Annotated in this window: 17 protein-coding genes; 5 read left to right on the forward strand and 12 right to left on the reverse strand. The window is 68.3% G+C overall.

Annotated features, from left to right (window positions below; translation table 11 throughout):
• Positions 1-220 precede the first annotated feature (220 nt).
• The gene (locus AC1DMQ_RS11750; RefSeq protein ID WP_477033745.1) at positions 221-2,185 is read right to left on the reverse strand and encodes a transglycosylase domain-containing protein; all 1,965 of its coding nucleotides are present in this window, start codon (positions 2,183-2,185) and stop codon (positions 221-223) included.
• 285 nt (positions 2,186-2,470) lie between these two features.
• Here AC1DMQ_RS11750 and recQ point away from each other — a divergent pair, with 285 nt between their 5' ends.
• Positions 2,471-4,333 (forward strand): DNA helicase RecQ, encoded by a 1,863-nt coding sequence (gene recQ, locus AC1DMQ_RS11755; protein WP_477033746.1) that lies wholly within the window; start codon positions 2,471-2,473, stop codon positions 4,331-4,333.
• A 76-nt stretch (positions 4,334-4,409) separates the two neighbouring features.
• Positions 4,410-4,706 carry a hypothetical protein gene (locus tag AC1DMQ_RS11760; protein ID WP_477033747.1) on the forward strand — a complete coding sequence of 99 codons (297 nt, stop codon included), beginning with the start codon at positions 4,410-4,412 and terminating at the stop codon, positions 4,704-4,706.
• A 64-nt stretch (positions 4,707-4,770) separates the two neighbouring features.
• Here the strand turns inward: AC1DMQ_RS11760 and mmcB are convergent, their stop codons facing one another.
• The 5 genes from mmcB to AC1DMQ_RS11785 all read right to left on the reverse strand — a co-directional run bounded on the left by mmcB (position 4,771) and on the right by AC1DMQ_RS11785 (position 8,041).
• Positions 4,771-5,229, reverse strand: coding sequence for a DNA repair putative endonuclease MmcB (gene mmcB, locus AC1DMQ_RS11765; protein ID WP_477033748.1), 459 nt, complete (start codon positions 5,227-5,229; stop codon positions 4,771-4,773).
• 69 nt (positions 5,230-5,298) lie between these two features.
• On the reverse strand, positions 5,299-5,712 hold the full coding sequence (locus AC1DMQ_RS11770) for a type II toxin-antitoxin system Phd/YefM family antitoxin (RefSeq protein WP_477033749.1): 414 nt from the start codon (positions 5,710-5,712) through the stop codon (positions 5,299-5,301).
• Positions 5,713-5,752: 40 nt separating this feature from the next.
• Positions 5,753-6,301, reverse strand: a complete 549-nt coding sequence (locus AC1DMQ_RS11775; RefSeq protein ID WP_477033750.1) for a lipocalin family protein — start codon at positions 6,299-6,301, stop codon at positions 5,753-5,755.
• The gene (locus tag AC1DMQ_RS11780; protein WP_477033751.1) at positions 6,301-6,828 is read right to left on the reverse strand and encodes a lipocalin family protein; all 528 of its coding nucleotides are present in this window, start codon (positions 6,826-6,828) and stop codon (positions 6,301-6,303) included. Before AC1DMQ_RS11780 ends, AC1DMQ_RS11775 begins: the two co-directional genes overlap by 1 nt.
• A gap of 88 nt (positions 6,829-6,916) precedes the next feature.
• Positions 6,917-8,041: a ferritin-like domain-containing protein gene (locus AC1DMQ_RS11785; protein WP_477033752.1), complete on the reverse strand. Its 1,125-nt coding sequence runs from the start codon at positions 8,039-8,041 to the stop codon at positions 6,917-6,919.
• A 158-nt stretch (positions 8,042-8,199) separates the two neighbouring features.
• On the opposite strand from AC1DMQ_RS11785, the gene AC1DMQ_RS11790 reads away from it, so the two are divergent.
• Positions 8,200-8,907 (forward strand): NAD-dependent deacylase, encoded by a 708-nt coding sequence (locus tag AC1DMQ_RS11790; RefSeq protein ID WP_477033753.1) that lies wholly within the window; start codon positions 8,200-8,202, stop codon positions 8,905-8,907.
• Positions 8,908-8,947: 40 nt separating this feature from the next.
• Here AC1DMQ_RS11790 and AC1DMQ_RS11795 read toward each other — a convergent pair whose 3' ends face one another.
• From AC1DMQ_RS11795 to AC1DMQ_RS11815, 5 genes are all read right to left on the reverse strand, one after another.
• Positions 8,948-10,243 (reverse strand): MFS transporter, encoded by a 1,296-nt coding sequence (locus AC1DMQ_RS11795; RefSeq protein ID WP_477033754.1) that lies wholly within the window; start codon positions 10,241-10,243, stop codon positions 8,948-8,950.
• Positions 10,236-11,318 carry a LacI family DNA-binding transcriptional regulator gene (locus AC1DMQ_RS11800; protein ID WP_477033755.1) on the reverse strand — a complete coding sequence of 361 codons (1,083 nt, stop codon included), beginning with the start codon at positions 11,316-11,318 and terminating at the stop codon, positions 10,236-10,238. The genes AC1DMQ_RS11795 and AC1DMQ_RS11800 overlap by 8 nt, the downstream gene beginning before the upstream one ends.
• Before the next feature lie 249 nt (positions 11,319-11,567).
• Positions 11,568-14,564 (reverse strand): TonB-dependent receptor plug domain-containing protein, encoded by a 2,997-nt coding sequence (locus AC1DMQ_RS11805; RefSeq protein ID WP_477033756.1) that lies wholly within the window; start codon positions 14,562-14,564, stop codon positions 11,568-11,570.
• Positions 14,565-14,745: 181 nt separating this feature from the next.
• Entirely contained in the window at positions 14,746-17,796 is a 3,051-nt protein-coding gene (locus tag AC1DMQ_RS11810; protein WP_477033757.1) for a glycosyl hydrolase family 28-related protein, read from the reverse strand.
• Positions 17,797-17,825: 29 nt separating this feature from the next.
• A complete protein-coding gene (locus AC1DMQ_RS11815) occupies positions 17,826-20,834 on the reverse strand; it encodes a glycosyl hydrolase family 28-related protein (RefSeq protein ID WP_477033758.1) in 3,009 nt (1,002 codons plus the stop codon).
• Between the two features lie 168 nt (positions 20,835-21,002).
• On the opposite strand from AC1DMQ_RS11815, the gene AC1DMQ_RS11820 reads away from it, so the two are divergent.
• A complete protein-coding gene (locus AC1DMQ_RS11820; RefSeq protein ID WP_477033759.1) occupies positions 21,003-21,578 on the forward strand; it encodes a gluconokinase in 576 nt (191 codons plus the stop codon).
• On the opposite strand, the gene AC1DMQ_RS11825 is transcribed toward AC1DMQ_RS11820, so the two are convergent.
• The gene (locus tag AC1DMQ_RS11825; RefSeq protein ID WP_477033760.1) at positions 21,567-22,244 is read right to left on the reverse strand and encodes a FadR/GntR family transcriptional regulator; all 678 of its coding nucleotides are present in this window, start codon (positions 22,242-22,244) and stop codon (positions 21,567-21,569) included. The two genes, AC1DMQ_RS11820 and AC1DMQ_RS11825, sit on opposite strands and share 12 nt — an antisense overlap.
• Before the next feature lie 357 nt (positions 22,245-22,601).
• On the opposite strand from AC1DMQ_RS11825, the gene AC1DMQ_RS11830 reads away from it, so the two are divergent.
• Positions 22,602-22,862: a helix-turn-helix domain-containing protein gene (locus AC1DMQ_RS11830; RefSeq protein ID WP_477033761.1), complete on the forward strand. Its 261-nt coding sequence runs from the start codon at positions 22,602-22,604 to the stop codon at positions 22,860-22,862.
• The last annotated feature ends 10 nt before the right edge of the window (positions 22,863-22,872 follow it).

Genomic DNA, 22,872 nt, shown 5'->3' on the forward strand with positions numbered 1-22,872 from the left:
AGATCTCCGGACGTCGTCCGGCGCTCCGCGACCCTTTCCATTCCCTCTCACAGCCGAAGGCGTGAGCTTGCAGCGCCGTGCCCGCCAATACTTGCCCCCACCTGGCGGCTTCGCCGCCTGTCCGCCCCCATAGGGGGCGGAGGACGCGCCTCTTCCCCCTGTGGGGGAAGACGACCGCGAAGCGGTCCGTAGGGGGCAAGTGCTAGCCGCCTCGACCCGATCAGTAGGGCAGTTGCTCCGGCGCCGGCGTCCCTGGAGCCGGCGTCTCGGCCGCCGGCCCTTCGGGTCCCGTCGGTCCGGTCAGGATGTCGCCGATCGGGTCGTCGGTGGCGGGAGGCGGCGGTTCGATCACGCCGCCGGGGATCGGGGTGGCCTTCAGGCGCGGCAGGGCCGCGGACATGAAGGTCTTCCAGATCTCGGCCGGGGCGCCGCCGCCGGTGACCCGCTTCATCGAGGTGTTGTCGTCCTTGCCGGTCCACACCGCGGTGACGAAGCCGCCCGTGTAGCCGACGAACCAGGCGTCGCGGTAATCGCTGGTGGTGCCGGTCTTGCCGGCGATGTCGTAGCCCGCGACCTTGGCCCGCGTGCCCGTGCCGCCGGCCACGACCTGGCGCATCATCTGGTTCATGTACTGCAGCGACGGCGAGCCGATCACGGCCGGACGCTGGGTCTTGTCGACGCTGTGGTCGTACAGGACCTTGCCGCTGGTCGTGCGGATGCGCTCGATGCCGTAGCCCTTGGCCAGGAAGCCGCCGTTCGAGAACGGGGCGTAGGCCTGGGCCATCTCCATCGGCGAGACCTCGACCGCGCCCAGGGCCATCGACGGGTCCAGCTGGATCTTGCTGGTGATCCCCAGGCGGCGGGCGGTGGCCGCGACGTTGCTGGTGCCGACCTCGCTGGCCAGGCGCGCGGCGACCGTGTTGATCGACTGGGCCAGGGCCGTCTGCAGGGTCATCGGGCCCAGGTACTTGTTGGTGTAGTTCTTGGGCTCCCAGTTGCCGATCTTCACCGGCTCGTCGACGACCATGACGCTGGGATTGCGGCCCTGGTCCATGGCGGTCAGGTAGACGAACGGCTTGAAGGCCGAGCCGGCCTGGCGGCGGGCGCTGGTGGCGCGGTCGAACTGGGTCTCGCCATAGTCGGCGCCGCCGACATAGGCGCGGATGCGGCCTTCGCCGTCGATGGCGACGAGCGCCGCCTGCTGGACGCCCTGGGCCTTGTGCCCCTCGACCCCGAGCTGCACCGAACGCTCGGCGGCCACCTGGATCGGCAGATCCAACGTGGTCTCGACGACCAAGTCTTCAGTGGGTTCGCCCACGAGCGAACGCACCTGGGCGTCGACATAGTCGGTGAAATACTGGGCGCGCTGGTTGGCCAGGGTGGCCGAGACGCGGACCGGCTCGCGGAACGCCTCGTCGCGCTGCTCGGCGGTGATGGCCTTCATCCGCACCATCTCGTCCAGGACGATGGTGGCGCGGCGGGCGGCGCGGTCGCTGGCCGAGACCGGCGAATAGCGGGCGGGCGCCTTCATCAGGCCGGCCAGCAGAGCGGCCTCGCCGACGGTCAGCTGCGAGGCGGGCTTGTTGAAATAGCGCTGCGAGGCGGCCTCGATCCCATAGGCGCCGGCCCCGAAATAGACCCGGTTCATGTAGAGGGCCAGGATCTGCTTCTTGCTGAACTTCAGCTCCAGCCAGACGGCCAGGATCAGCTCCTGGGCCTTGCGGCGATAGTTCTGGGCCGGGCTGAGAAACAGGTTCTTGGCCAGCTGCTGGGTGATGGTCGAGCCGCCTCGCTGCGGCCCGCCCTCGTGGGTCATGTTCCAGATCAGCGAGCGGGCGATGCCCCAGGGGTTGAAGCCGATGTGGTGGTAGAACTGCCGGTCCTCGATCGCCACGAAGGCGGCGGGCACGTATTCGGGCAGGGCGTCCAGGTCGACCGGCGGCGCGTACTGGCTGCCGCGCACGGCCAGCAGGGCCCCGGACCGGTCCAGATAGTTGATCGAGGGCTGGCGCTTGACGTCGTACAGCTTGGAGGTGTCGGGCAGGTCGCTGGCGAACACCGCGAAGAAGGCGACGATGAAGATCAGACCCCAGACGCCGAGCACGACCGTCCAGTAGAGCAACGCCTGCAGCGGCGTACGCTGGGGCTTCGCCGGCCTGTTCCCGCCGAAGGTGCCGTTGGCCATGTCGTCCTTTTCCCGAAGGGCGCTGATGTCCCGGGTCGCGCCGAAATCCGTTTAGCCGAAGCCCACAAAACGCGCGACAAGATTGACGAGAGATGAACGCATCTTCCACCCGCCTTGCGCGTCACGCGTGTTCATGGTTCGTTTCACCCTCCGGTCGCGCCGCGAACACGCTGGCGACCTTCGATGCAGAGCCCGTGAAGCCGATGTCCGCTTTCAAGCCGAATTCCGGGGCCAGATCGTGGCGCCGCGCTTGGCCTGAGGTCCGGGCGCTGTCACAAGACGCCCGTGTACGACCTTCCTGATTCCGCCCAAGACCGGCCGCCCGCTTCGCTCGACGCGGCGCGCGAGGTGCTGCGCCGCACCTTCGGCCACTCCGACTTCCGTGGCCTGCAGGCCGGGGTGATCGGCGAGCTGCTGGAAGGCCGCAGCGCCCTGGCCGTGCTGCCCACCGGCGGCGGCAAGAGCCTGTGCTACCAGATCCCCGCCCTGGTCCGCCCGGGCCTGGGCCTGGTGGTCTCGCCGCTGATCGCCCTGATGGCCGACCAGGTGGCGGGCTTGCAGCAGGCGGGCGTCGCCGCCGAGCGCCTGGACAGCAACACCCTGCCGGGCGAGCGGGCCGAGATCTGGCGGCGGATCGACGCCGGGGTGCTGGACCTGCTGTACCTGTCGCCCGAGGGCCTGATGCAGCCGTCGATGCTGGAGCGGCTGTCGCGCCTGCCCCTGTCGCTGGTCGCCGTCGACGAGGCCCACTGCGTCAGCCAGTGGGGCCACGACTTCCGGCCCGAATACCGCATGCTGGGCCGGCTGGCCGAGGTCTTCCCCCACGCCCCGCGCCTGGCCGTCACCGCCACCGCCGACGCCCGGACCCGCGACGACATCCGCGCCGAACTGCGCCTGCAGGGCGCGGCCGAGTTCGTCGACAGCTTCGCCCGCCACGAGCTGGCCCTGAACGCCGAGCGCAAGAAGGGCAAGGGCCACGATCGGGTCATCGAACTGGTCACCGAGCGCCCCAACCGGGCCGGCGTCGTCTATGCCGGCAGCCGGGACAGCACCGAGAAGCTGGCCGAGAAGCTGATCGCCGAGGGCATCCCGGCCCTGGCCTATCACGCGGGCCTCGACAAGGCCGTGCGGGCCCGACGGCTGGAGGAGTTCCTCGAGGCCGACGAGGCGGTGATGGTCGCGACCATCGCCTTCGGCATGGGGGTCGACAAGCCCGACGTCCGCTTCGTGATCCACGCCGATCCGCCCGCCGCCATCGAGGCCTATTGGCAGGAGATCGGCCGGGCCGGCCGCGACCGCCAGCCGGCCGAGGGGATCACGCTCTACAGCTCGGCCGACCTGGCCTGGGCCGTGCGCCGCATCGAGGCGCAGAGCGCGCCCGACGAGGTCAAGGCCGTGCAGCTGCGCAAGCTGCGCCAGTTCTACGCCATGCTGGAAGGCGTCACCTGCCGCGCCGCCGCCGTCCGCCGCTATTTCGGCGAGGAGGGGGTCGAGCGCTGCGGGGTCTGCGACATCTGCATCTCGCCGCCCACCGGCGTCGACGCCACCCAGGCCGCCCAGAAGGCCCTGTCGGCCGCCCACCGGATGGGCGGGCGGTTCGGGCGCGGCCGCCTGGTCGACCACCTGCTGGGCAAGACCAAGGACGTCACCCAGGCCGAGGCGACCATGTCGACCTTCGGCATCGGCAAGGAGTTCAGCCCTCAGGGCTGGCGCGACCTGATCGACACCCTGGTGTTCGAGGGCCTGCTGCGCGAGGACCCCAACGACGGTCGGCCGCTGATCGGCCTGGGCGACGGCGAGGGCGTGCGCCAGGTCTATCGCGGCGAACGTCCGGTCTCGCTGCGCCAGCAGCCGGCCACCGCCGATGGTCCTGGGCGTTCAGGCGCCGGCAAGACCGCCCGCAAGCGCCAGGCCCTGACCGTGCCGCTCGAAGATCAGGCGCTGTTCGAGGCCCTGCGCGGCTGGCGGCGCGAAGAGGCGGCGCTGCAGCACGTGCCGCCCTACGTCATCTTCCACGACGCCACCCTGGCCGAGATCGCCGCCGCCCGTCCGGCCACGGCCGGCGCCTTGGCCAAGGCCGGCGGCGTGGGCCAGGGCAAGCTCGATCGCTATGGCGAGGCGGTGTTGAAGGTGGTGCGCGACAACTAGATCCGCACCTGGGCAAGGAAACGTTTCGCGGCGCGACGTGTTACGATGGTCGGCGCCTCTATCCGCAGGATTTCGCATGACCGACTTCACGATCAAGACCCCGGCCCCCAAGGCCTCCGCCAAGACCACGGCCAAGGAAGGCGTCAAGCGCGCCAAGGCCGCCGTGGAAAAGGCGGTCGAGACCGTGGCCGAGAAGACCGAGGTCGCCCGGACCTTCGCCGCCGAAAAGGCCGAGGTCGGCAAGACCTGGAGCATCGAAAAGGCCAAGGCGGCCCACATTGTCGCCGAAGAGCGCCCCGTCGCCCTGGCGGTCGGGACCTTCGTGGCCGGCCTGGTGTTCGGCTTCCTCCTGGCCCGCAATTTCGACCGTTGAGCGCCGTCCTTGCTTTGACGCGTTTTCTTCACGCGAACCGGTCGCCACTTCGCTCGAAAGCGCTCTAGAGCGTCAGCCGCTCGGCGTTGACGCCGGCGGCGCGCAAGGCGGCCAGCCGGGCGAAGGCCAGGGTCAGCGCCTTGCGCCGCGCCGGGGCCAGGGGCGCGACCGGCGCCTCGCGGACGACCGCCCCGCCAAAGCCGTCGGCGACGATCAGGCCCGGCTCCTCGGGCAGGATCCCTTCCGGAAAGTCCGGCGACACCGAGAAATAGAAGGCGTCGCAATAGGGCGCGTATTCGGGCCATTTGCGGTCAACCCGGAAATCTTCCAGCCCCGACTTCACCTCGACGATCAGGATGTCGCCCTTGGGGCCGAGCGCCATCAGGTCCGCCCGACGACCGTTGGGCAGCGTGACCTCGGCCAGGGGCGCATAGCCCAGCGAAACCAGGAACCGCCCGGCCCCGCGGGTCACTAGACCGGTGGTCTCGGGCCGCGAAGGCCGAAGATCGATGACGACGTCCATGCCGGAACTTTGTTCCAGCTTTGTTCGTGGATCAAGAGGGTCAGTCGCGAACGCGACATGCACGCCTATCTACGGCTCGATCAGGTCCCGCTCGCCGCCTTGCCCAGCATCGAGTTGCGCAATCGAGTCCCTCAGGCGGCTCTCGTTCGTCTGCGACGAAAACAGATGCATCAAGGGCTTGTCAGACTTGGGATCTGGTTCGCCCGACGCGGCCAACAGCAGCTCGCAGGTTTCGATCCCCTCAGTCACCGCCTTGCGCCAGACCTCATGGCCTCCGGCCTCGCGTAGGGATTCCAGCTCGTCGAGGCCGTCCACCAAATCGATGAGCTCTGTCCGCACTCCAGCGGCCTTCATCCGCGAAAGCACTGCAGGCTGCCCAAACACCCGAAACACTTCGTCTGGGTGGGCTTTGCCCTCCTTCAGGGCGTGCAGGAATCCAAGCACCGCAAAGACGACGAGCTTCTCTGTCGATCGATCCATCATCTCGGCAGCATGCCACGGTCAAGCAGTGACTTCGACCTCTTCAGGTCGCGGCGTGCTTCGTCACCCGCAGCATCGCGGTGTCGTAGCCCATGGCCTTGGCGCGATCGATCAGGGCCTTGAGCTCGGCGGGCGTGGGCGGCTTGCGGGTCAGGAGCCACAGGTACCGGCCCGAGCCTTCGCCGACGATCGACCAGCTGTAGTCGTCGGCGTGGTCCAGCACCCAGTAGTCGCCGAGGAAGAACGGACCGAAGAACGAGACCTTCAGCTTGGCCCGGGTGGCGAGGTCCACGACCTTGGCCTTGCCCTCGCTGACCTTGACCGGTCCGGTCGGCCCGCCCTCGTGGCAGGTGTTGACCACCCGGATCAGCCCGTCGGGCCGCTTGGAATATTCGGCCGTCACACCGTCGCAGCCCTTCTCGAACCGCATGTCGTAGCGCGCCGCCTCGTACCAGAGGCCGGCATAGCGATCGAGGTCGACGGCCTTGGCCGGCTGCGGCGGATTGCGATTGCCGCTGGGTCCGCCCACGCAGGCGGCGACCGCGATCGCGGTCAGGACAACGGCGGCGAGCAGGCCCGGAACGCGGCGCATCAGGCCGGCGGCTGCTGCGGATATTCCAGCTTGGCGTAGCCCAGGGCCTTCACCCGCTCCAGGGCCTGCGCCTTGTCGGCGGGGCTCATCACCGCCTTGCGCGACAGCAGCCAGACATAGTTGCCGCCGGGGGTGGCCATGATCGCCCAGGACTGGTCGTCGGCCCGGTCCAGCACCCAGTATTCCTGCTTCTTCAGCCCGCCCAAAAAGCTCATCTTGAACTTGGCGTTCTGGGTGCCGGCGACGATCGCGCCCGTGGTGTTGAAGGTCTTGGCCGCGCCCGAGGGCGAGCCCTTGCGGCAGATCTGGCGCGCGGAGAAGCCCTTTTCACCCTTGCCGGTGAACTCCGTGGTCGGCGCCTCGCAGTCGCGCTGGCCGCTATTGGGGGTGCGGGCGATCTCGTACCATTTGCCACTGTAGAAGCTGGCGGCGATTGGCTTCGACGGCGGCTGAGCGGCCGCGAGGGCCAGGCCCGGGACCTGTATCGCGAGAAGACTCGCGGCGAGGAGGATCGAGAGAATTCGCATGTCGCCACCTTGCCCCACAAGGCGCCAGAAACGCAAAGCGCCCCGCCAAGGTTCCCTGGCGGGGCGCTCCGAGTTCTGAACGACAGGCCTATTCGGCGGCGATGGTCACCGGCGTGGCGCGGTCCTTGAAGTTGATGGCCTGCAGGTGGCGGATGCCCTCCTCGGCGATGTCGTCGCCGACCATCCGATCGCCCTCGCCCCGCAGTTCGTCGATGTCGACGTACATGGCGTAGAAGGCCTTGGTGCGGTCGGTGATGATGCCGGCGTTCAGCAGCGTCTTGACCAGCACCCGGAAGATGTTGGTCTGCTCCTTCATGTTCTCCCGACGCAGGTCGTCGGTCATGATCTTCCCGTACTCCTCGACCACCTTGTCGGGATCCAGGCCGAACTCGGCGTAGAGGTCCAGCTGCTGGTGCGGCGAGACCAGGTTGAACAGCAGGGTCTGGAAGCAGTGCGCCGCCCAGTCCTCGATGATCGCGTGCTCCTCGGGAGTCAGCTTGGGCACCGTGCGGTCGGCCCAGATCTTCCCGAACTTGTGGTGGAAGGCCTCGTCGGTCATCACCAGCTGCAGCATTTTCTTGCCCAGCGGGTCATTGATCTGATTGTAGAAGGTGGCGAAGGCGCCCATGGCCAGGCCCTCGACCAGCATCTGCATGCCGATGATCTTCTTGTAGACCTCGGGCGCGCCGATGATCTCGACCAGCAGGGTCTTCAGGGCCGGCCCACATTCCACCGGCTTGCCCCAGCGCGCCTTGATGTACTTGGCGAAGGCCGTGACGTGGCGGGCCTCTTCGCGGGTCTGGTTGGCGGCGTATTCCTGGGCGCCCTGGTCCTTGAGTACATGGCAAAGGCTGGCCGACAGGTTCAGCGCCCCCTGCTCGCCGTGCAGGATCGACGAGAAGCTGCGCAGCACCGACTGGTTGATGAAGCGGATGCGCTGCTTGGGATCGCTGAGGTGGTTGGAGACGTAGTCGGTCGACAGGGCGATCACGAGGTCCTCGGGAACCAGGGCCTGGTTCTCCATGTCGAACGGCTCGTCATAGTCGATATAGGCCTTGTCCAGCGGGTCCCAGAAGTGGTCGTGGGTCGCGGAAATGATCTTGTCGAAAGCCGTGGAGCGGTTGTTGTAGCGGTCCAGTTCGAGCATCGACTCGAAGTCGTCCGGCGCCACCGCGTCGTACATGGCGTCCTTGGTGATGTTCTTGTCCGTCACGGGGGGCTCCTCGCCAATGGGTCTGGACAGGATCCGTCTAACGCGGGTCTCTTTCCTATCTAAACACTGTCAACTCAAAGAGCCGGCGGGGTCAAATTAAAAGTGACGACTGCGTCAGGTTCGCTAGAACGCCCGAAGGGCCGGGGGAAAGCACGACCATGGGACTCAACGTCTTCGTCCTGACCGGCGCCGGGATTTCGGCCGAGAGCGGCCTGGGCACCTTCCGCGACACCAGCGGGATCTGGACCCAGTACGACCTGTCGGAGGTGGCCACGCCCGAGGGCTTCGCCCGCGACCCGACCAAGGTGCGGGCCTTCTACAACGCCCGCCGGGCCAATCTGGCGAGCGCGGCGCCCAATGCGGCCCACGTGGCCCTGGCGCGACTGCAGGCGGGTCTGGCGGCGCGCGGCGGACGCCTGTTCCTCTGCACCCAGAACGTCGACGACCTGCACGAGCAGGGCGGCTGCGTCGACGTGGTCCACATGCACGGCCAACTGCGGGTGACGCGCTGCCATGACTGCGGCGCGACCTGGCCGGACGTCGAGCCCCTGAGCGTCGACAGCGCCTGCCCGGCCTGCCGCATCGTCGGCACGGCGCGGCCGCACGTGGTCTGGTTCGGCGAGGTCCCCCTGTTCATGGACGAGATCGACGACGCCTTGGAGGAGTCCGACCTGTTCGTCTCGATCGGCACCTCGGGCGCGGTCTATCCGGCCGCCGGCTTCGTGGCCCAGGCGCGGCGGCTGGGAATCCGGACCTGCGAGCTGAACCTCGAACCCTCGGACAATGCGAGAGCCTTCGACGAGCGCCGCTACGGTCCGGCGACCGAGGTCGTGCCGGCCTGGGTGGAGGAGGTGCTAGGCGGGTGAGGGCGAGTGAAAGCCGAACGCCCAGGCGGCCGGGCGATGGTCACCCGCTGGTCGCTCGCGTCCTGTCCAACCGGGCCATGGCGTAGAAGATCAGCACGGCGGTCACCATCAACACGGCGGCTAGGGCAAGCATCGGCGCGAGGTTGCTGCCCGTCGCGTCGCGCACCATCGGCACCAGGTTCTGGGCGATGAAGCCGCCCAGATTGCCGATCGCGTTGATCGCCGCGATGCCGGCGGCCGCCCGCGGTCCGCTGAGGAAGCTGGGCGGCAGGCTCCAGAACACCGGCTGGGCCGAGAAGATCGCCGGCGCGGCGATGCACAGCATGGCGAACTTCAGGGCCGCGCCAGGCAGGACCACGCTCAGGATCAAGGCGGCCGCGCCCACCAGGACGGGTCCGGCGATGTGCCAGGCGCTGGCGCCGTGGCGCGCGGCGTGGCGGGGAACGAACCACAGGGCCACGGCGACCAGAAGCCAGGGAATGATGTTGATCAGCCCGTTGACGGTGTTGGACACGCCGAACGACTTGACGATGGTCGGCAGCCAGTAGCTCAGGCCATAGGCGCCCAGCGGCATGCCGATATAGAGGCCCGCCAGCAGCAGCACGCGCGGATCGAAGATCGCCTTCCAGGCGCCGCGATGATCGTCGACCACCCCGCCCCGCTCCGCGTCCAGGACGCCGGCCAGCCAATCCTTTTCGACCTGCGGCAGCCACCGGGCCTGGGTCGGACCGTCCGGCAGGCGCCACAGGACGTAGGGCGCCAGCAGCACGGCCGGAACGCCGGTGACCAGGAACACCCATTGCCAGCCCGCCAGGCCCAGCGTGCCGTCCAGGTCCAGCAGCAGGCCGCCCACGGCCGCCCCGACGGCGTTGGCCACGGCGCTGGCGATCATGAACAGGCCCACCATCCGCCCGCGATGAGCCTGCGGGTACCAGAGGGTGAGCACGTAGAGCACGCCGGGGAAGAAGCCCGCCTCGGTGACCCCCAGCAGGAACCGCAGGACGTAGAACATCGTCGCGTTCTGGGTGAAGCCCAGCGCCAGGGTGACCAGACCCCAGGTGAACATGATCCGCGTGAACCAGACCCGCGCGCCCACCCGGGCCAGGATCAGGTTCGACGGCGCCTCGAACAGGAAATAGCCGATGAAGAACAGCGACGCGCCCAGGCCGTAGGCCGCCTCGCTGAGGCCCAGGGCCTGGACCATGTCGAGCTTGGCGTACGACACGTTCTGCCGATCGATATAGGCGATCAGGTACATCACGCAGAACAACGGCATCAGGTGACGCGTCACCCGCCCGACCGTGGCGCGCTCCATATCGGGGGACGGATCAGGCATGCGATGACCTCTCGTGGGCTTTCGCGCCCGAACTCTGGGTGACGTGTCGGGGCGGCGCGGTGGATTGGCGCTCGATCAGCGCGTGACCCAGGACGTAGTCGGCGGAAGCTTCGACCGACGGCTCGGTCGATCGCAGGACGCGCATCAGCCGGTCCAGGGCCACGGCCGCCATCTGCCGCACCGGCTGGCGTATGGTGGTGAGCGGCGGCCACAGGGTGGTGGCCACGGTCGTGTCGTCGAACCCGACCACGGTCAGGTCGCCCGGCACGTCGAGGTGTCGACGATGGGCCACCGACACGGCCGCGGCGGCCATGTCGTCGTTGCTGGCGAAGATCGCGGTGGGCGGCGGGTCGGCGTCGAGCAGCCGCTCGGCGGCGCGCAGGCCCGAAGCGTAGGTGAAGGCGCCCTGCGCCAGCACGAGTTCGGCCCCCTCGACCGCCGCGATCGCGGCGCGCGCGCCCTCTATGCGCTCGGCGCTGGCGGTCTGGTCGGGGTTTCCGGCGATGAAGCCGATCCTTCGGTGACCGAGATCCAGCAGATGCTGGGCCATGGCCCGGCTGGCCTGGCGGTCGTCGATGCGGACGCTGATCGCATCGGTCGGCGGACGTCCGGCGGCGACAACGGCGACGGGCAGGTCGGCGGCGCGGAGGATGTCGCGCACGATCGCGGACTCGCCCAGGGGCGGCGCCAGGACGACGCCGTGGACGCCCGACCCCAGCAGCCTCCGCAGCTCCTGCGGCGCCGGGATCTGGCCGTTCTCGCCCCGCACCAGGATCAGCCGGGCGCCGGCGCTGGTGGCCTCTTCGAACACGCCGATCAGGAAGTCGCTCATGAAGGCGGCGCTGGGATTGGAATAGATCACCGCGATCCGCAGTTCGCCGGCCATGACCAGGTTGCGGGCCGCGAGATTGGGCGCGTAGTGCAGCTCGCGGATGGCGGCCAGGACCGCCAGACGCGTCTCTTCCCGGACCTTGTCGCCGTCGTTGATCACCCGCGACACCGTCATGCGCGAGACGCCCGCCAGTCGCGCGACATCGACAATGGTGGCGCCCCGGGCGCGATCCGGCCTGCTCAATGGATAGCCCGCTGAAGGTCCGCCGGCGATGCGACGGCGAGGTGTTGGTCCGATCGTCGGAGCTTCACCTCCGGCGCGGGGCAATAGGGACGCGGCGCGCCTGCGAACGCAAGCGCCGCGCGCCCCGGGATCAAGTCCTGTCCAAGGCATGGATCGCCCGGCCAGGAAAAATCGCCCGGATCGGGCCGGCGATCAGCCGGACCGACCCGGGCGGCGCCGCCCAGGGGGAGGTGGAAGGGGCGGCTCAAGTTAGAAGCTGTAGCGCAGGCCGACGTGGTAGAACCGGCCGAGCAGATCGTAGAGCGCCGGGTTGGCGTCCAGACCGGTGTTGGTCTGCGGCGACGGCGTCGGGTCCTTGTTGAACAGGTTGGCGACCTTGAAATAGGCCGTCAGCCCGTCCTTGATCTCGTAGGAACCGCTCACGTCGACATAGGTGGCGCCCTTCATCCGGTTGTAGTCGATGGTCGGGTAATTGTTGTTATCGGCTGAGGATCTCCCCACCGGACAGCTGCCAGCGGCGCACTCGATGTACTGGCCGCCGATGACGCCGTCGCTGAACCAGCGCTCCTGCAGGCTGAGCATGAACCGGTCCGAGGTCCAGGTCTGGACGGCGAGAACCTTCCAGTCCGGCGTGTTGCCCGAGTTCTGGCCCGCGGTATCGACAACGGAGCCGCCGGGGAAGCCTTGATTGGTGACGAACTTGTGGGTGTTGGTCGCCAGGGCGCGCAGATCGAATTGGCCCGGCACGCTGGGCACGTCGAAGCGGTAGCTGGCCTCGATGTCGAAACCGCTGGTCTTGATCGAGGCCAGGTTGAACACCTGGGCGTTCACGAAAGGGGCGCCCGGGTTGAGGTTGAAGCCGCCGCAGTACTGCGTCAGACCCGAATAGCAGAAGTTGACCACCTGCTGAGCGCTCAGGCTGGAGATGCCGCCGTTCAGCACGATGTTGTACCAGTCGACGGAGGCGCTGAAGCCCGGCAGCCACTTCGGGTTCGCCAGGACGACGCCAAGCGTGAAGTTCTTGGCGATTTCCGGCTTCAGGTTCGGGTTGCCGACCACGTTCTGGAAGAGCGTCAGCGCGCCTGGTCCCGCGGGTTGACCCGCTGGGGGCGTGCCGTTCGAGGGGATGGTGAAGTTGGGCAGCGTGGTCGTGACCGGCGCGGCGAACAGCTCCGACAGGTTGGGGGCTCGCACGTCGCGCGAGGTCACCGCGCGCAGGCGGATCCCGTCGACCGGCGTGTCCCAGGTGCCCCCGACCTTCCAGGTGTAGACGGTGCCCGAGGTGCTGTAGTCGGTCCAGCGGCCGGCCATGTTCAGGTTGGCCTTGCCGGCGGCTTCGGAGTCCACCAGCGGCAAGTTCACTTCCGCGTAGGCTTCCTTGACGCTGTATTTGCCGGCGCCAGAGTGATAGTTGCCCGCGAACCAGTTGTTGCCAGCCGTATTTAGAGCCGGGTCGGCCGGATAGTCGGCGGTGTAGGGCGAGGCCGCCGAACCGTCGCCGTAGGGGTCGCCTTGCACATGGTACTGCTCGCGGCGGTACTCGGCGCCGAAGGCCAGCGCCACCGGGCCGGCCCAGCCCTGGATGGGCTCGCCGCTGAAGTTGATGCTGGCGACGTCCTGCTTCTGGACCGAGTGCTGATACGGGCCGTTCTTCGGGGTGATGTAGGCCAGGGCCGCGTCGCTGGGCGTCTGGCCGCCGAAGACGTTGATCGGTTGGCACCCGTTGGCGCGGGCGGTCGCGTCGACGCAGACGATCTGGCCGTTCAGCGTGGTCGCCTGGATGGCCAGCCGATACCGCGGGTTCAGCATGATGTCGTTGACGTGGATGTTCGTCGTGTTCTCGCCGTGCGTGTAGTAGGCGTCGTAGTGCCAGTCCGTGCCGAAGGCGGCGAACTTGCCGTCGGCGCCGATCACGCCGCGATACTGGGTCCGCGTCGGATGCACCGAGATGTTCCTGGGCAGCAGCGCATTGCTGGTGCCGAACGTGAACTGGGTGATGCCGGCGTTGGCGCAGGCCGTCACGACCGACGCCGGCAGGTAGGGGTTGGAGCACTGCATCGTCAGGCCCGTCGTCGCCCCGCCCGGATTGGGCTGGTTGGCGGATTCGACGCGGGCGATGTTCAGCGTGCCGTAGATCTCGTTGTTGTCGTCGATGTCGTAGGCGACGCGGCCGTAGCTGTTCATCCGCGTGATTTCGGACTGCAGCGACGTGCCGACGCCGACGTTGCCCGACAGGTCGCCGCCGATGCAGAAGCCGCCGTTCGAATAGCAGTTGCTGACCGCGCCGTTGGCGGCCTTGGATGGCACGCCGTTGGAGCCATATTGGAACTGGAACGGGTTGCCGTTCTTGTCGAAGGCGGTGCCCTGCAGCGGCCCGGCGCTGATCAGGCCATACTTGGTGTACTGATAGGCTTGGGCGTGCTCGCGGTAGAGATATTGCGGCGAGCCGTCGTTGGTGATGCCACGATTGACCAGGGTGGCGGTCGTGTACCAGTCACGGCTGCCGGGCGCGTCCTCGCCGAAGCCGCCGGCGGGAACGCCTTCCTCCTCGTCGTATTCGGCGCTGACCTGCACGTGCAGGCGATCGTTCAGGAAGGCCTTGCCGCCCGCAAGCTGCAGCAGGAACTGCTCATTGTCGCCATAGGTCGTGACCCCGGCGGAGACATTGGCCTTGAAGCCTTCGAAGCGCTTGTCGGTGATGAAGTTGACCACGCCGCCGACCGCGTCCGAGCCGTAGGAGGCGGACGCGCCGCCGGTCACGACGTCGACGCGCTGGACCAGCAATTGCGGGAACAGGCTGATGTCGGGAACACCCGTGATGTTGGCCGGAACCACGCGCTGGCCGTCCAGCAGGGTCAGGGTCCGGATGGTGCCCAGGCCGCGCAGCGAGAACGAGCTCAGGCCTTGCGAGCCGCTCGACGTGCTGAACGTGCCCGTCGTCGCGCCCGTCGACCCCTGCAAGGAGGGCAATTGGGCGATCGTCGTGAACACGTTCGGCTCGGCGTTGCGCTCAAGGTCGGCCTGGCCAAGGGCCTGGGTCGGCGTCGGCGCGGTGAACCCGCTGGACCGGATCCGAGAGCCGGTGACGATGATCTCGGTCAGCGCCGTGGCGCCGGCGGGCTCCGACGGCGCGGCGGGCTGAGCCACCTGCGCGCTGGCCGCCCCCGCTGATACGGCGATCGCAAGCGCGCTCGTCGCGAACAAAGCTTTCAAAAAGGGTGATCCCCCTCGACCTCCAGCACGCATCCTGCTGCCTCCCGTTTCTCGTTGAGACCACCGACGATGGCCTCCCAGGAAGCTGTCAGACAAAGGCGGCGCGAACCATTACGACCATGGTCGTACGTCGGCCGGCCCAAGGGTCGACGAGGCGAGCCGAAGGCGGGCTCGCGCCCCTTCGGCTCCGCTCGTCGACCTCGCCGCTGGGGGATTATTCGCCTCGCACCGCGTAGAGCGCGCGATGGGTCAGGACGAACAGGGTCCGCTTGCCGGGCCCGCCGAACACCAGCTGCAGCGGCCGCTCCGGGACGTCGATGCGCCCCAGCTCCCGCCCGTCCGGGGCGTAGACGAAGACCTGGCCGTTGGCGACGTAGACGCGTCCCTCCCCGTCCGTCGCGACGCTCTCGCCGCCCCGGTTGGCGAAGACCTTCAGGTCGGTGATCGCGCCCTGGTTTCCGACCAGGCCGCTATAGGTCTTGTTCTCCGAGCTGTTGGCGACGAACACCCTCTGGCCCGGCCTGGCCGTGGTGAAGCCGTAGGTGTCGAGCGCGTCGGAGAAGCGCAGTCCGCGATAGTCGGGCGGTCCCTGCTGGATGACCCGATAGGCCGGCAAGACCAGGCTGCCGTCGGGCGAGACGTATTGCTGGGGCTTCGGCAGCGCCATGTCGCGCGCGAACATCTCGGCCAGGGTGGTGAACTGGTAGGTCTCCAGGTCCAGCTGGTCCTTGAACTCGCCGTTGTTCCACCAATTGACCGGCAGCACGGTCGCCGCGCTCGCGGAGTCGGCCGCCGGCGTCGCCGGGATCACCGTGACCTCGCTGTCGGGGCTGCCCGGCTTGAAGCTGTAGACCGTGCCATTGCGACCGTCCGACGACAGCACCAGCAGGTTCCCCGAGCCGTCGACGGCCACGTTGATCGGATCCAGGGTGTTGTCGCGGACGATCGACAGCTTGCGCTGGTCTGACCAGCTGTAGATGCGCTGGTGGCGGCGGTCGGTGAAGTACAGCGTCCCGGCCGCGTCCACGGCCCCGCCGCCCAGCGAATAGAAGCCGTCGCCCAGCTTCTCCACCCGCGCGCCGGCGGGGAAGACCGAAGGCGTGACCGGCTTTGGATCGCCGGTCAGGTCCAGCACCGCGAACTGGCGCTCGCGCGCCTCCAGCCCGCTGGTGACGTCCAGGATCGCGTTCTCGTAAGGATATTTGGTCAGGCGCAGGAAGGTCGTGCAGCCGTTCTCGTCGCAGGTCCCCACGCCGCTCTCGCCGTTCACCGCCACGTTGCGGAAGCGGATGTCGCGCGAATTGTAGACCCTGACGGCCGCCGACGCCGGCTTGCGGGTCCGGGTGACGCGGTAGCCGTGATAGTTGGCCACCAGGATGTCGTGGGAGTCGCGGATCTCCAGCGAGACGGTGTCCTCGCCCTCGCCGGCCTCCTCCTCGGTCTGCGGGGCCAGGAGCTCCCAGTTGGCGACCCGGTTGAGGCTGATCTCGGTGCGCACATGGTGCTCGACCGAAGCCTGGTAGATACGGCCGGGCGTCTGGGTGTCGGACACGTAGATGCCCGAATAGGCGTAGGTGCTGGGGCTCCAGATATTGGCGAAGGTCCCGCCGCCGCTATTGGTCACCCAGAGGCTGGGATACTGACCCGCCCAGCGCTTGGCCGGGTCGGAATCAGCCGTGCCGTTGGCGTTGTAGGGAACGACCCGCGTGCCGTCATAGAGGTTGGTGCCGTGGCCGCCCTGGAACTTGACGTCGTCGACCAGCGAACTGGCGCCGGCTGTCCATAGCAGGGCCGTGGCGCGCGGATTGATCCCGCCGGTGTTGAGTCCCAGCCCCGAGACGATAGCGTCGCCGCCGGCCGCCGAGGCGACCAGGGCCTTGGGCGCGCCGACGCCCTGATAGCCGGGCGTGCGGTCGGGCAGCACGATCTGGGTGAGGCTGGGGTGCAGGCCGATCAGCACCGTGTCCGGCCGCAGCTTCAGCGTGTCGGTGACGTGATAGAAGCCGGCCGGGAAATAGACCACCCGGTGGGCGTCGATGGCCTTCTGGATGGCGGCGGTGTCGTCGGCGGCGTTGTCGCCCTTGGCGCCCAGCGTGCGCACATTGACCCAGTCGGCGGTGGGCGGCAGGGCCCGGATCGCCGGGGCGGCGCGGGCCGGCAGGCCGGGAAGGCTCTCGGCCTTCATGTCCGTCTTGTAGGCGCCCATCTGGCCCAGCCCCGGCAGGGTCAGGCCATGGGTGAACGACGAGACCCGGTAGGCGCGCCCCTTGCCCGGCTCGGTCTTGCCGCTGTCGCGGAAGCGGGCGAACACCGGGGTGTTGGCGGCCACGGCGTTCTCGAAGCCCACCTGGGTGTAGACGTTGTTCTCGTTGGAGATCACGACGGCGGCCTTGGAGATGTTCTCGAAGCGGACGTCCTTGCCCCACAGCCAGTCGCCGTAGCCGCGGTCGATCTCGATCCCCACGGGGGTGTCGCGCATGGCGACATTGACCAGGGTCAGGCCGGCCTCGTGCTCGCGGATCGCGGCGTCGCGCTGGCCCTCGAACGTCGAGTCCATCAGCACGAAGCCCCAGGCCGGCGAGGTCTTCTCGGCCAGGATGCCGTAGCGCCCGCCCTTGAATTGCAGGTCCGTGGCCGCGTTGGCGACCTGGTGGAGGCCCGCCAGGCCCGAGCCGATGTCGAACTCCATGTGGCTGAGATAGGCGTGCTGGGCGGCGTGGAAGCGGATCACCGTCGCGGCTGGATTGCCCTTGCCGATCTTGAAGTCGATGTTGCTCATCGCCGAGTAGAAGGTGCCGGGATTGGCGTCGGCGACGTCCTTGTCGAACGGCACGCTGCCCGGCGGCGGGAACGGCACGCGGCGCGCCGGATCGCGCTTGGCGCCGGCGAAGATCACCATGTTGGCCAGGCCCTTCTGGAAGCCGGGCGTCGCGTCGCCCAGCAGGACCTGCGGGCGCGTGGCGCCGACGCCGAACACCCGCACGCCCGGCCACAGGAAGAGGGTCTTGCTGATGCGGTAGCGGCCCGACGGCAGGAAGACGAGACCGCCGCCGTCCTTGGCCGCCGCCGCGTCGATCGCGTCCTGGATCGCGGCGCTGTCGTCGGCGCGGCCGTCAGCCTTGCCGCGCACCACGACGGCAGTTGGATCGTCAGGCGCGGTCGCGAAGGCCGAGACCGAAGTCGCCGCCAAGACGTCCGATGGTCCGCTCGCCGCCACGAGCAACGCGATCAAAGCCGCGCACGGCGCGAGAAGCCAGTTCTTCATGGCGAACCTTTTCGTACCTATGGTCTTGGTCAGGGCGTCACCGCGTACAGCGCGTGATGGGTCAGGACGAACAGGGTGCGCTTGCCCTCGCCGCCGAAGATCAACTGCAGCGGGCGTTCGGGCAAGTCGATGCGACCGGCCAGCCGGCCATCGGGCTCGTATTGGAAGATCTGGCCGTTGGCGACGAACACCCGGCCCTGGCCGTCGACCGCCACGCTCTCGCCGCCGCGATTGGCGAACACCTTCAGGTCCGTCAGCGTACCGCCGGGCCCGACCTGGCCGCTGTAGGTCTTGTTCTCGGACCCGTTGGTGACGAACACCCGCTCGCCGACCGCGCCGCCGATCAGCCCGTTGGCCTGCAGGCTGTCGGCCCAGCGCCAGCCGACATGGTCGGGCGGTCCCTGCTGCCACACCCGGAAGGCCGGCAGCGACAGGCTCCCGTCGGGCGACACATAGGCCTGGGCCTTCGGCGCGGCGACGTCGCGGGCGAACATCTCGGCCAGGGTGGTGAAATGGTCGGTGGCGGGATCGTACTGGTCCCTGAACTCGCCGTTGACCCACCAGTTGACCGGCAGCAGCGTCTTTGCGCCCGGCCGCGAGCTCGCCGGCGTGGGCGCGATCATCGTCATCGCGTCCTTGGGCCCGTCCGGGTCCATCGAATAGACGCTGGCCTGCGGACCGTAGGAGGACATCACCAGGAGCTTGCCCGAGGCGTCGACCGCCAGGTTCACGGGGTCGAGCGAATGGTCGCGCACCACTTCCAGGCCCTTCGCCGCCGTCCAGCGATAGATCCGCTGGAACCGCTTCTCGACGAAATAGAGCGCGCCGTCCGCGCCGACGGTCGCGCCGGAGATCGACCAGAAGCCGCTCTCCAGCTTGCGGACCTTGTCGTCGCCCGCCACAGCGGCGGCCGGCTTGGCCTCGCCGACTACGTCGAGCACCGCGAATTCGCGCTCGCGGACCTCCAGCTTGCGGGTCTTGTCCTGGATGGCGTTCTCGAACGGGAACTTGCTGGCGCGCAGATAGGTGCCGCAACCGATCTGGTCGCAGAGGGCGATGCCGCTCTCGGCGTTGATGTGGACGTTGCGGAAGCGGATGTCGGTCGAGTTGAACAGCTTCACCGCCGTTTCGGCGGGATGGTACGACCGCGTCACCCGATAGCCGTGATAGTTGGCGAACAGGATGTTGCGCGAGTTGCGGACCTCCAGCGAGACGGCGTCGGGGCCGTCGCCGACCTCCTGCTCGGTCTGGGGCGCCAGGAATTCCCAGTTCTGGACGTTGTCGAGCACGAACTCGTTGCGGACGTGGTGCTCGACCGAGACCTCGTAGATGTGGCCCGGCGTGCTGGTGTCGGAAATGTAGAAGCCGGCCGAGGCGAAGGTGTTGGGGCTCCAGACGTCCGCGAACGTGCCGCCGCCGCCATCGGTCACCCAGATGCTGGGGTACTGGCCGTCCCAGCGGCCGTCGGCCACCGGATCGCCGCTGCGCGCCTGGGCCGCGCCCAGCGGCTTGCCGTCCATGGTGGGCGTGCCGCCGCCGCCCATGATCTTGAGGTCGGTGACCTGCGAGTTCGCGCCCGACCGCCACAGCAGCGCCGAGGCGCGCGGGTTGACGCGGCCGGTGAACACCCCGATCCCCGAAAGGATGTTGTCGCCGCCCTTGGGCGTTTCCAGCACGGGCGCCACCGGTCCGACGCCGGCATGGCGCGGATTGTCGTCGGGGATCACCAGCTGGGTCAGGGCCGGATGCAGGCCGACCAGCACGGTGTCGGGCCGAAGCTTCAGGGTGTCGGTGACCTTGTAGAAGCCGGTCGGCAGATAGAGCACGCGGTGCGTGTCGATCGCCTTCTGCAGAGCGGCTGTGTCGTCGCTCGTGCTGTCGCCCTTCACGCCCAGGGTCTTGACGTTGACCCAGTCGGCGACCGGCGGCAGGGCGCGGATCGCCGGGGCCTGCGCCGCCGGCGGGGCCGGCAGCGGGGACAGGTCCACAGTGGTCTTGTACTCGCCCATCTGGCCCAGGCCCGGCAGGGTCAGGCCGTAGGTGAACGAGGCCACCCGATAGGCGCGGCCCTTGCCGGCCACCGTCTTGCCGCTGTCGCGGAAGCGGGCGAACACCGGGGTGTTGGTGGCCACCGCGTTGTCGAAGCCGACCTGGGTGAAGACGTTGTCCTCGGCGGAGATCACGACGCCGGCTTTCGAGACGTTTTCGAAGCGGACGTTCTTGCCCCACAGGCTGTCGCTGTAGCCGCGGTCGATCTCGATGCCGACCGGCGTGTTCTTGATCGCCACGTTGACCAGGGTCAGGTCGACCTCGTGCTCGCGGATGGCCGCGTCGCGCTGGCCGTCGAACGTCGAGTCGACCAGGGTGAACTGCCAGGCCGGCGAGGTCTTCTCGGTGACGATGCCGTAGCGGCCGCCGTGGAAGTGGACGTCTTCCATGATGTTGCCCGCCTGGTAAACCCCGGCGAAGGCCGAGCCCAGGCGGAAGTCCATGTGGCTGAGGAAGGCGTGCTGGGCCATGCGGAACCGCACCGCCGCCGCCGCCGGATTGCCCGCGCCGATCTCGACGTCGACATTGCTCAGGGCCGAATAGAAGGTGCCGGAATTGGCGTCGCGCACCTTGACGGTCGACGGCACCACCGTCGGCACGGGCACGGGGATCTCCCCGACCTGATACTGGTCGCCGCCCGTGAACACGATCATCGTGCCCACGCCCTTCTGGAAGCCCGGCGTGTTGGGTCCCAACACGAAGACCGGCCGGGTGGCGCCCACCCCGAAGATGCGCACGCCCGGCGGCACCAGGATGCTGCGGCTCAGGCGATAGCGGCCCGACGGCAGGAAGACGAGGCCGTGGCCGGTCTTGTCGCGCGCGGCGTCGATGGCTTTCTGGACGGCGTCGGTGTCGTCGGCGCGGCCGTCGCCGACGCCCTTGACAGTGACGGCGCGGGGATCGTCGGGCGCGGTGAGCAGGACGGAGCCGGTCGAGGCCAGAGCTGGGGTCGAAACCACCAGGAACGCCGCCAGAAGGACCGCTCTCATACCGCTACTCCTCGTCGCAATCCCTTATCGATAAGGAAACGCCGCCCACCCGCCATCCTCGACCATGGTCGTAGTTACGCCCTGTCGACGGCCCGGTAGAACCCGATTTCAACCGTGCGATAGGCCTGTCGGTCCTTCGCCCTGCCGGCCGCCTTCCAAGGAGACCGCTTGCCGTCGCCATCCCGCCTCGCCCCGTCCGCCGGGTTCGCCATCATCGCCATGGGCGTGAGCGGGAGCGGAAAGTCGACGCTCGGCGCCCTGCTGGCGAACAAGCTCGACTGCCCGTTCCTGGAAGGCGACGACTTCCACGACGCGCGCGCGATCGCCAAGATGAGCGCCGGTCAGCCCCTCGACGACGACGACCGCTGGCCCTGGTTGGATCGCCTGGGGTTGGCGGTCGGCGAGGCCCTGACGTCGGGAGGGCGGGTCGTGGCGGCCTGCTCGGCGCTGAGACGCAGCTATCGCGAGCGCCTGCGCGGCGCCATTGCCGCCCCTACGCGCTTCGTGATGCTGGACGCCAGCCACGACGAACTGCTGCGGCGCCTCACCGATCGCTCGGACCATTACATGCCCGTCAGCCTGCTGGAGAGCCAGCTCGCCACGCTGGAGCGGCCCGGCGCCGACGAGGCGGTCTTCACGCTGAACGCCGGTGCCTCGCCCGAACGGCTTTGCGAGATCGCCCACTCCTGGCTGGAAGGCCAGGCGGGTTCCAGCGGCGGCGCGGCGGGCGCCTCAGGGCATTAGGCGTTTTCGACCGCGCGACAGATGCCAGCGCATGGCCAGGGCGGCGCTGTCGCCGTCCTGCGCGCGGATCGCTTCGACGATCATCTCGTGCTCGCGCATCATCTCGCCGATCACTTCCGGCGGTCGCGATCGCGAAATGTCGACGCCCGCCCGCATGATCCGGTCGACGTCGGCCTCCAAGGCCTCGAAGGTGACCAGGAAGGCGGGGTTGGCCGTCGCCAGCACGATCCGGCGATGCAGCTCCATGTCCTCGGCGTGGGCCGGCGCGTTCGACAGCAGCGCCTCTCGCAGCTTCGAAAGCCCCTCCTCGATGCTAGCCATCTCCTCGGCCGAGCGACGAACCGCCGCCAGCCGCGCCGCCTCGGCCTCGAGCACGAAGCGCACCTCGTAGCTGCCCATCGTCGAAGCCAGTTCGGAAAGGGGCATGTAGGCGCCCAGCTTGTCGGACGGCCGGCTCTTCACGAACGAACCGGCCCCGCGCCGGGCCTCGGTGATGCCGTCGGCGGCCAGCCGAACCAGCGCCTCGCGCACGATCGTGCGCGACATGCCGAAGATCTCCGCCAGGCGCGCCTCGGAAGGCAGACGATCGCCGACCGCCAATCCGTCGGCGTTGATCATCTCGACGATGCCCGTATACGCCCTGTCCGCTAGGCGGCCTTCGCTCATCCGTCGGTCTCCAACTCGAACGGCGCCACCATCGCGCTATTCGCCCGGCATAGAAAGCCGGCGCGCCATCCACCCTTCGAAGGCGCTTCCGGGCTCCGGACAGGCCGGCCCCGCTTCGTTCGCGACGAGCCTTTTCGGCTCACTGCATGCCAAACCTGTATGACAGGTTTCGAGCTGAAACTCTACAGATCGAAATGTTCACGCTCACATCGGCCAAATCGCTTGAACTTGTCCAACAGATAGCGTTACCATCACGAACGCGACCCGGATTCACCGACCATCACTCGGCGAACAAAAGAAACCGGGCGCTGCGCCGTCCAAAACGGCCGCGCAGGGATGAAGCAGAGGGGTTCAGCAATGACCACGACGGCAGTCCGCTTTATCGACCGGAATCTGGAGGCGGCGTTCGACGAACTGACGCCGACCCAGCTGAAGGTCCTGGAAGGCGTCAATTCGGGCCTGCTCAACAAGCAGATCGCTTTCGACCTCGGCATCGCCGAGGCCACGGTCAAGGCCCACATGACCGCGCTGATGCGCAAGCTCAACGTTCACAACCGGACCCAGGCCGCGATCGCGGCCCAGGCCCTGGCCTACTGGCCGCGGTCCGCCGCCCGATAAATCGTCGAGC

The sequence above is a fragment of the Caulobacter sp. 05L422 genome, from assembly GCF_056397765.1.

Coding starts and splice junctions, on each gene's coding strand:
- AC1DMQ_RS11795 (WP_477033754.1), bottom strand. CDS start 10,243: ATGCCTGATCCGTCCCCCGATATGGAGCGCGCCACGGTCGGGCGGGTG.
- AC1DMQ_RS11805 (WP_477033756.1), bottom strand. CDS start 14,564: ATGCGTGCTGGAGGTCGAGGGGGATCACCCTTTTTGAAAGCTTTGTTC.
- AC1DMQ_RS11815 (WP_477033758.1), bottom strand. CDS start 20,834: ATGAGAGCGGTCCTTCTGGCGGCGTTCCTGGTGGTTTCGACCCCAGCT.
- AC1DMQ_RS11760 (WP_477033747.1), top strand. CDS start 4,410: ATGACCGACTTCACGATCAAGACCCCGGCCCCCAAGGCCTCCGCCAAG.
- AC1DMQ_RS11825 (WP_477033760.1), bottom strand. CDS start 22,244: ATGAGCGAAGGCCGCCTAGCGGACAGGGCGTATACGGGCATCGTCGAG.
- AC1DMQ_RS11780 (WP_477033751.1), bottom strand. CDS start 6,828: ATGCGAATTCTCTCGATCCTCCTCGCCGCGAGTCTTCTCGCGATACAG.
- AC1DMQ_RS11830 (WP_477033761.1), top strand. CDS start 22,602: ATGACCACGACGGCAGTCCGCTTTATCGACCGGAATCTGGAGGCGGCG.
- mmcB (WP_477033748.1), bottom strand. CDS start 5,229: ATGGACGTCGTCATCGATCTTCGGCCTTCGCGGCCCGAGACCACCGGT.
- AC1DMQ_RS11790 (WP_477033753.1), top strand. CDS start 8,200: ATGGGACTCAACGTCTTCGTCCTGACCGGCGCCGGGATTTCGGCCGAG.
- AC1DMQ_RS11750 (WP_477033745.1), bottom strand. CDS start 2,185: ATGGCCAACGGCACCTTCGGCGGGAACAGGCCGGCGAAGCCCCAGCGT.
- AC1DMQ_RS11810 (WP_477033757.1), bottom strand. CDS start 17,796: ATGAAGAACTGGCTTCTCGCGCCGTGCGCGGCTTTGATCGCGTTGCTC.
- AC1DMQ_RS11775 (WP_477033750.1), bottom strand. CDS start 6,301: ATGCGCCGCGTTCCGGGCCTGCTCGCCGCCGTTGTCCTGACCGCGATC.
- AC1DMQ_RS11770 (WP_477033749.1), bottom strand. CDS start 5,712: ATGATGGATCGATCGACAGAGAAGCTCGTCGTCTTTGCGGTGCTTGGA.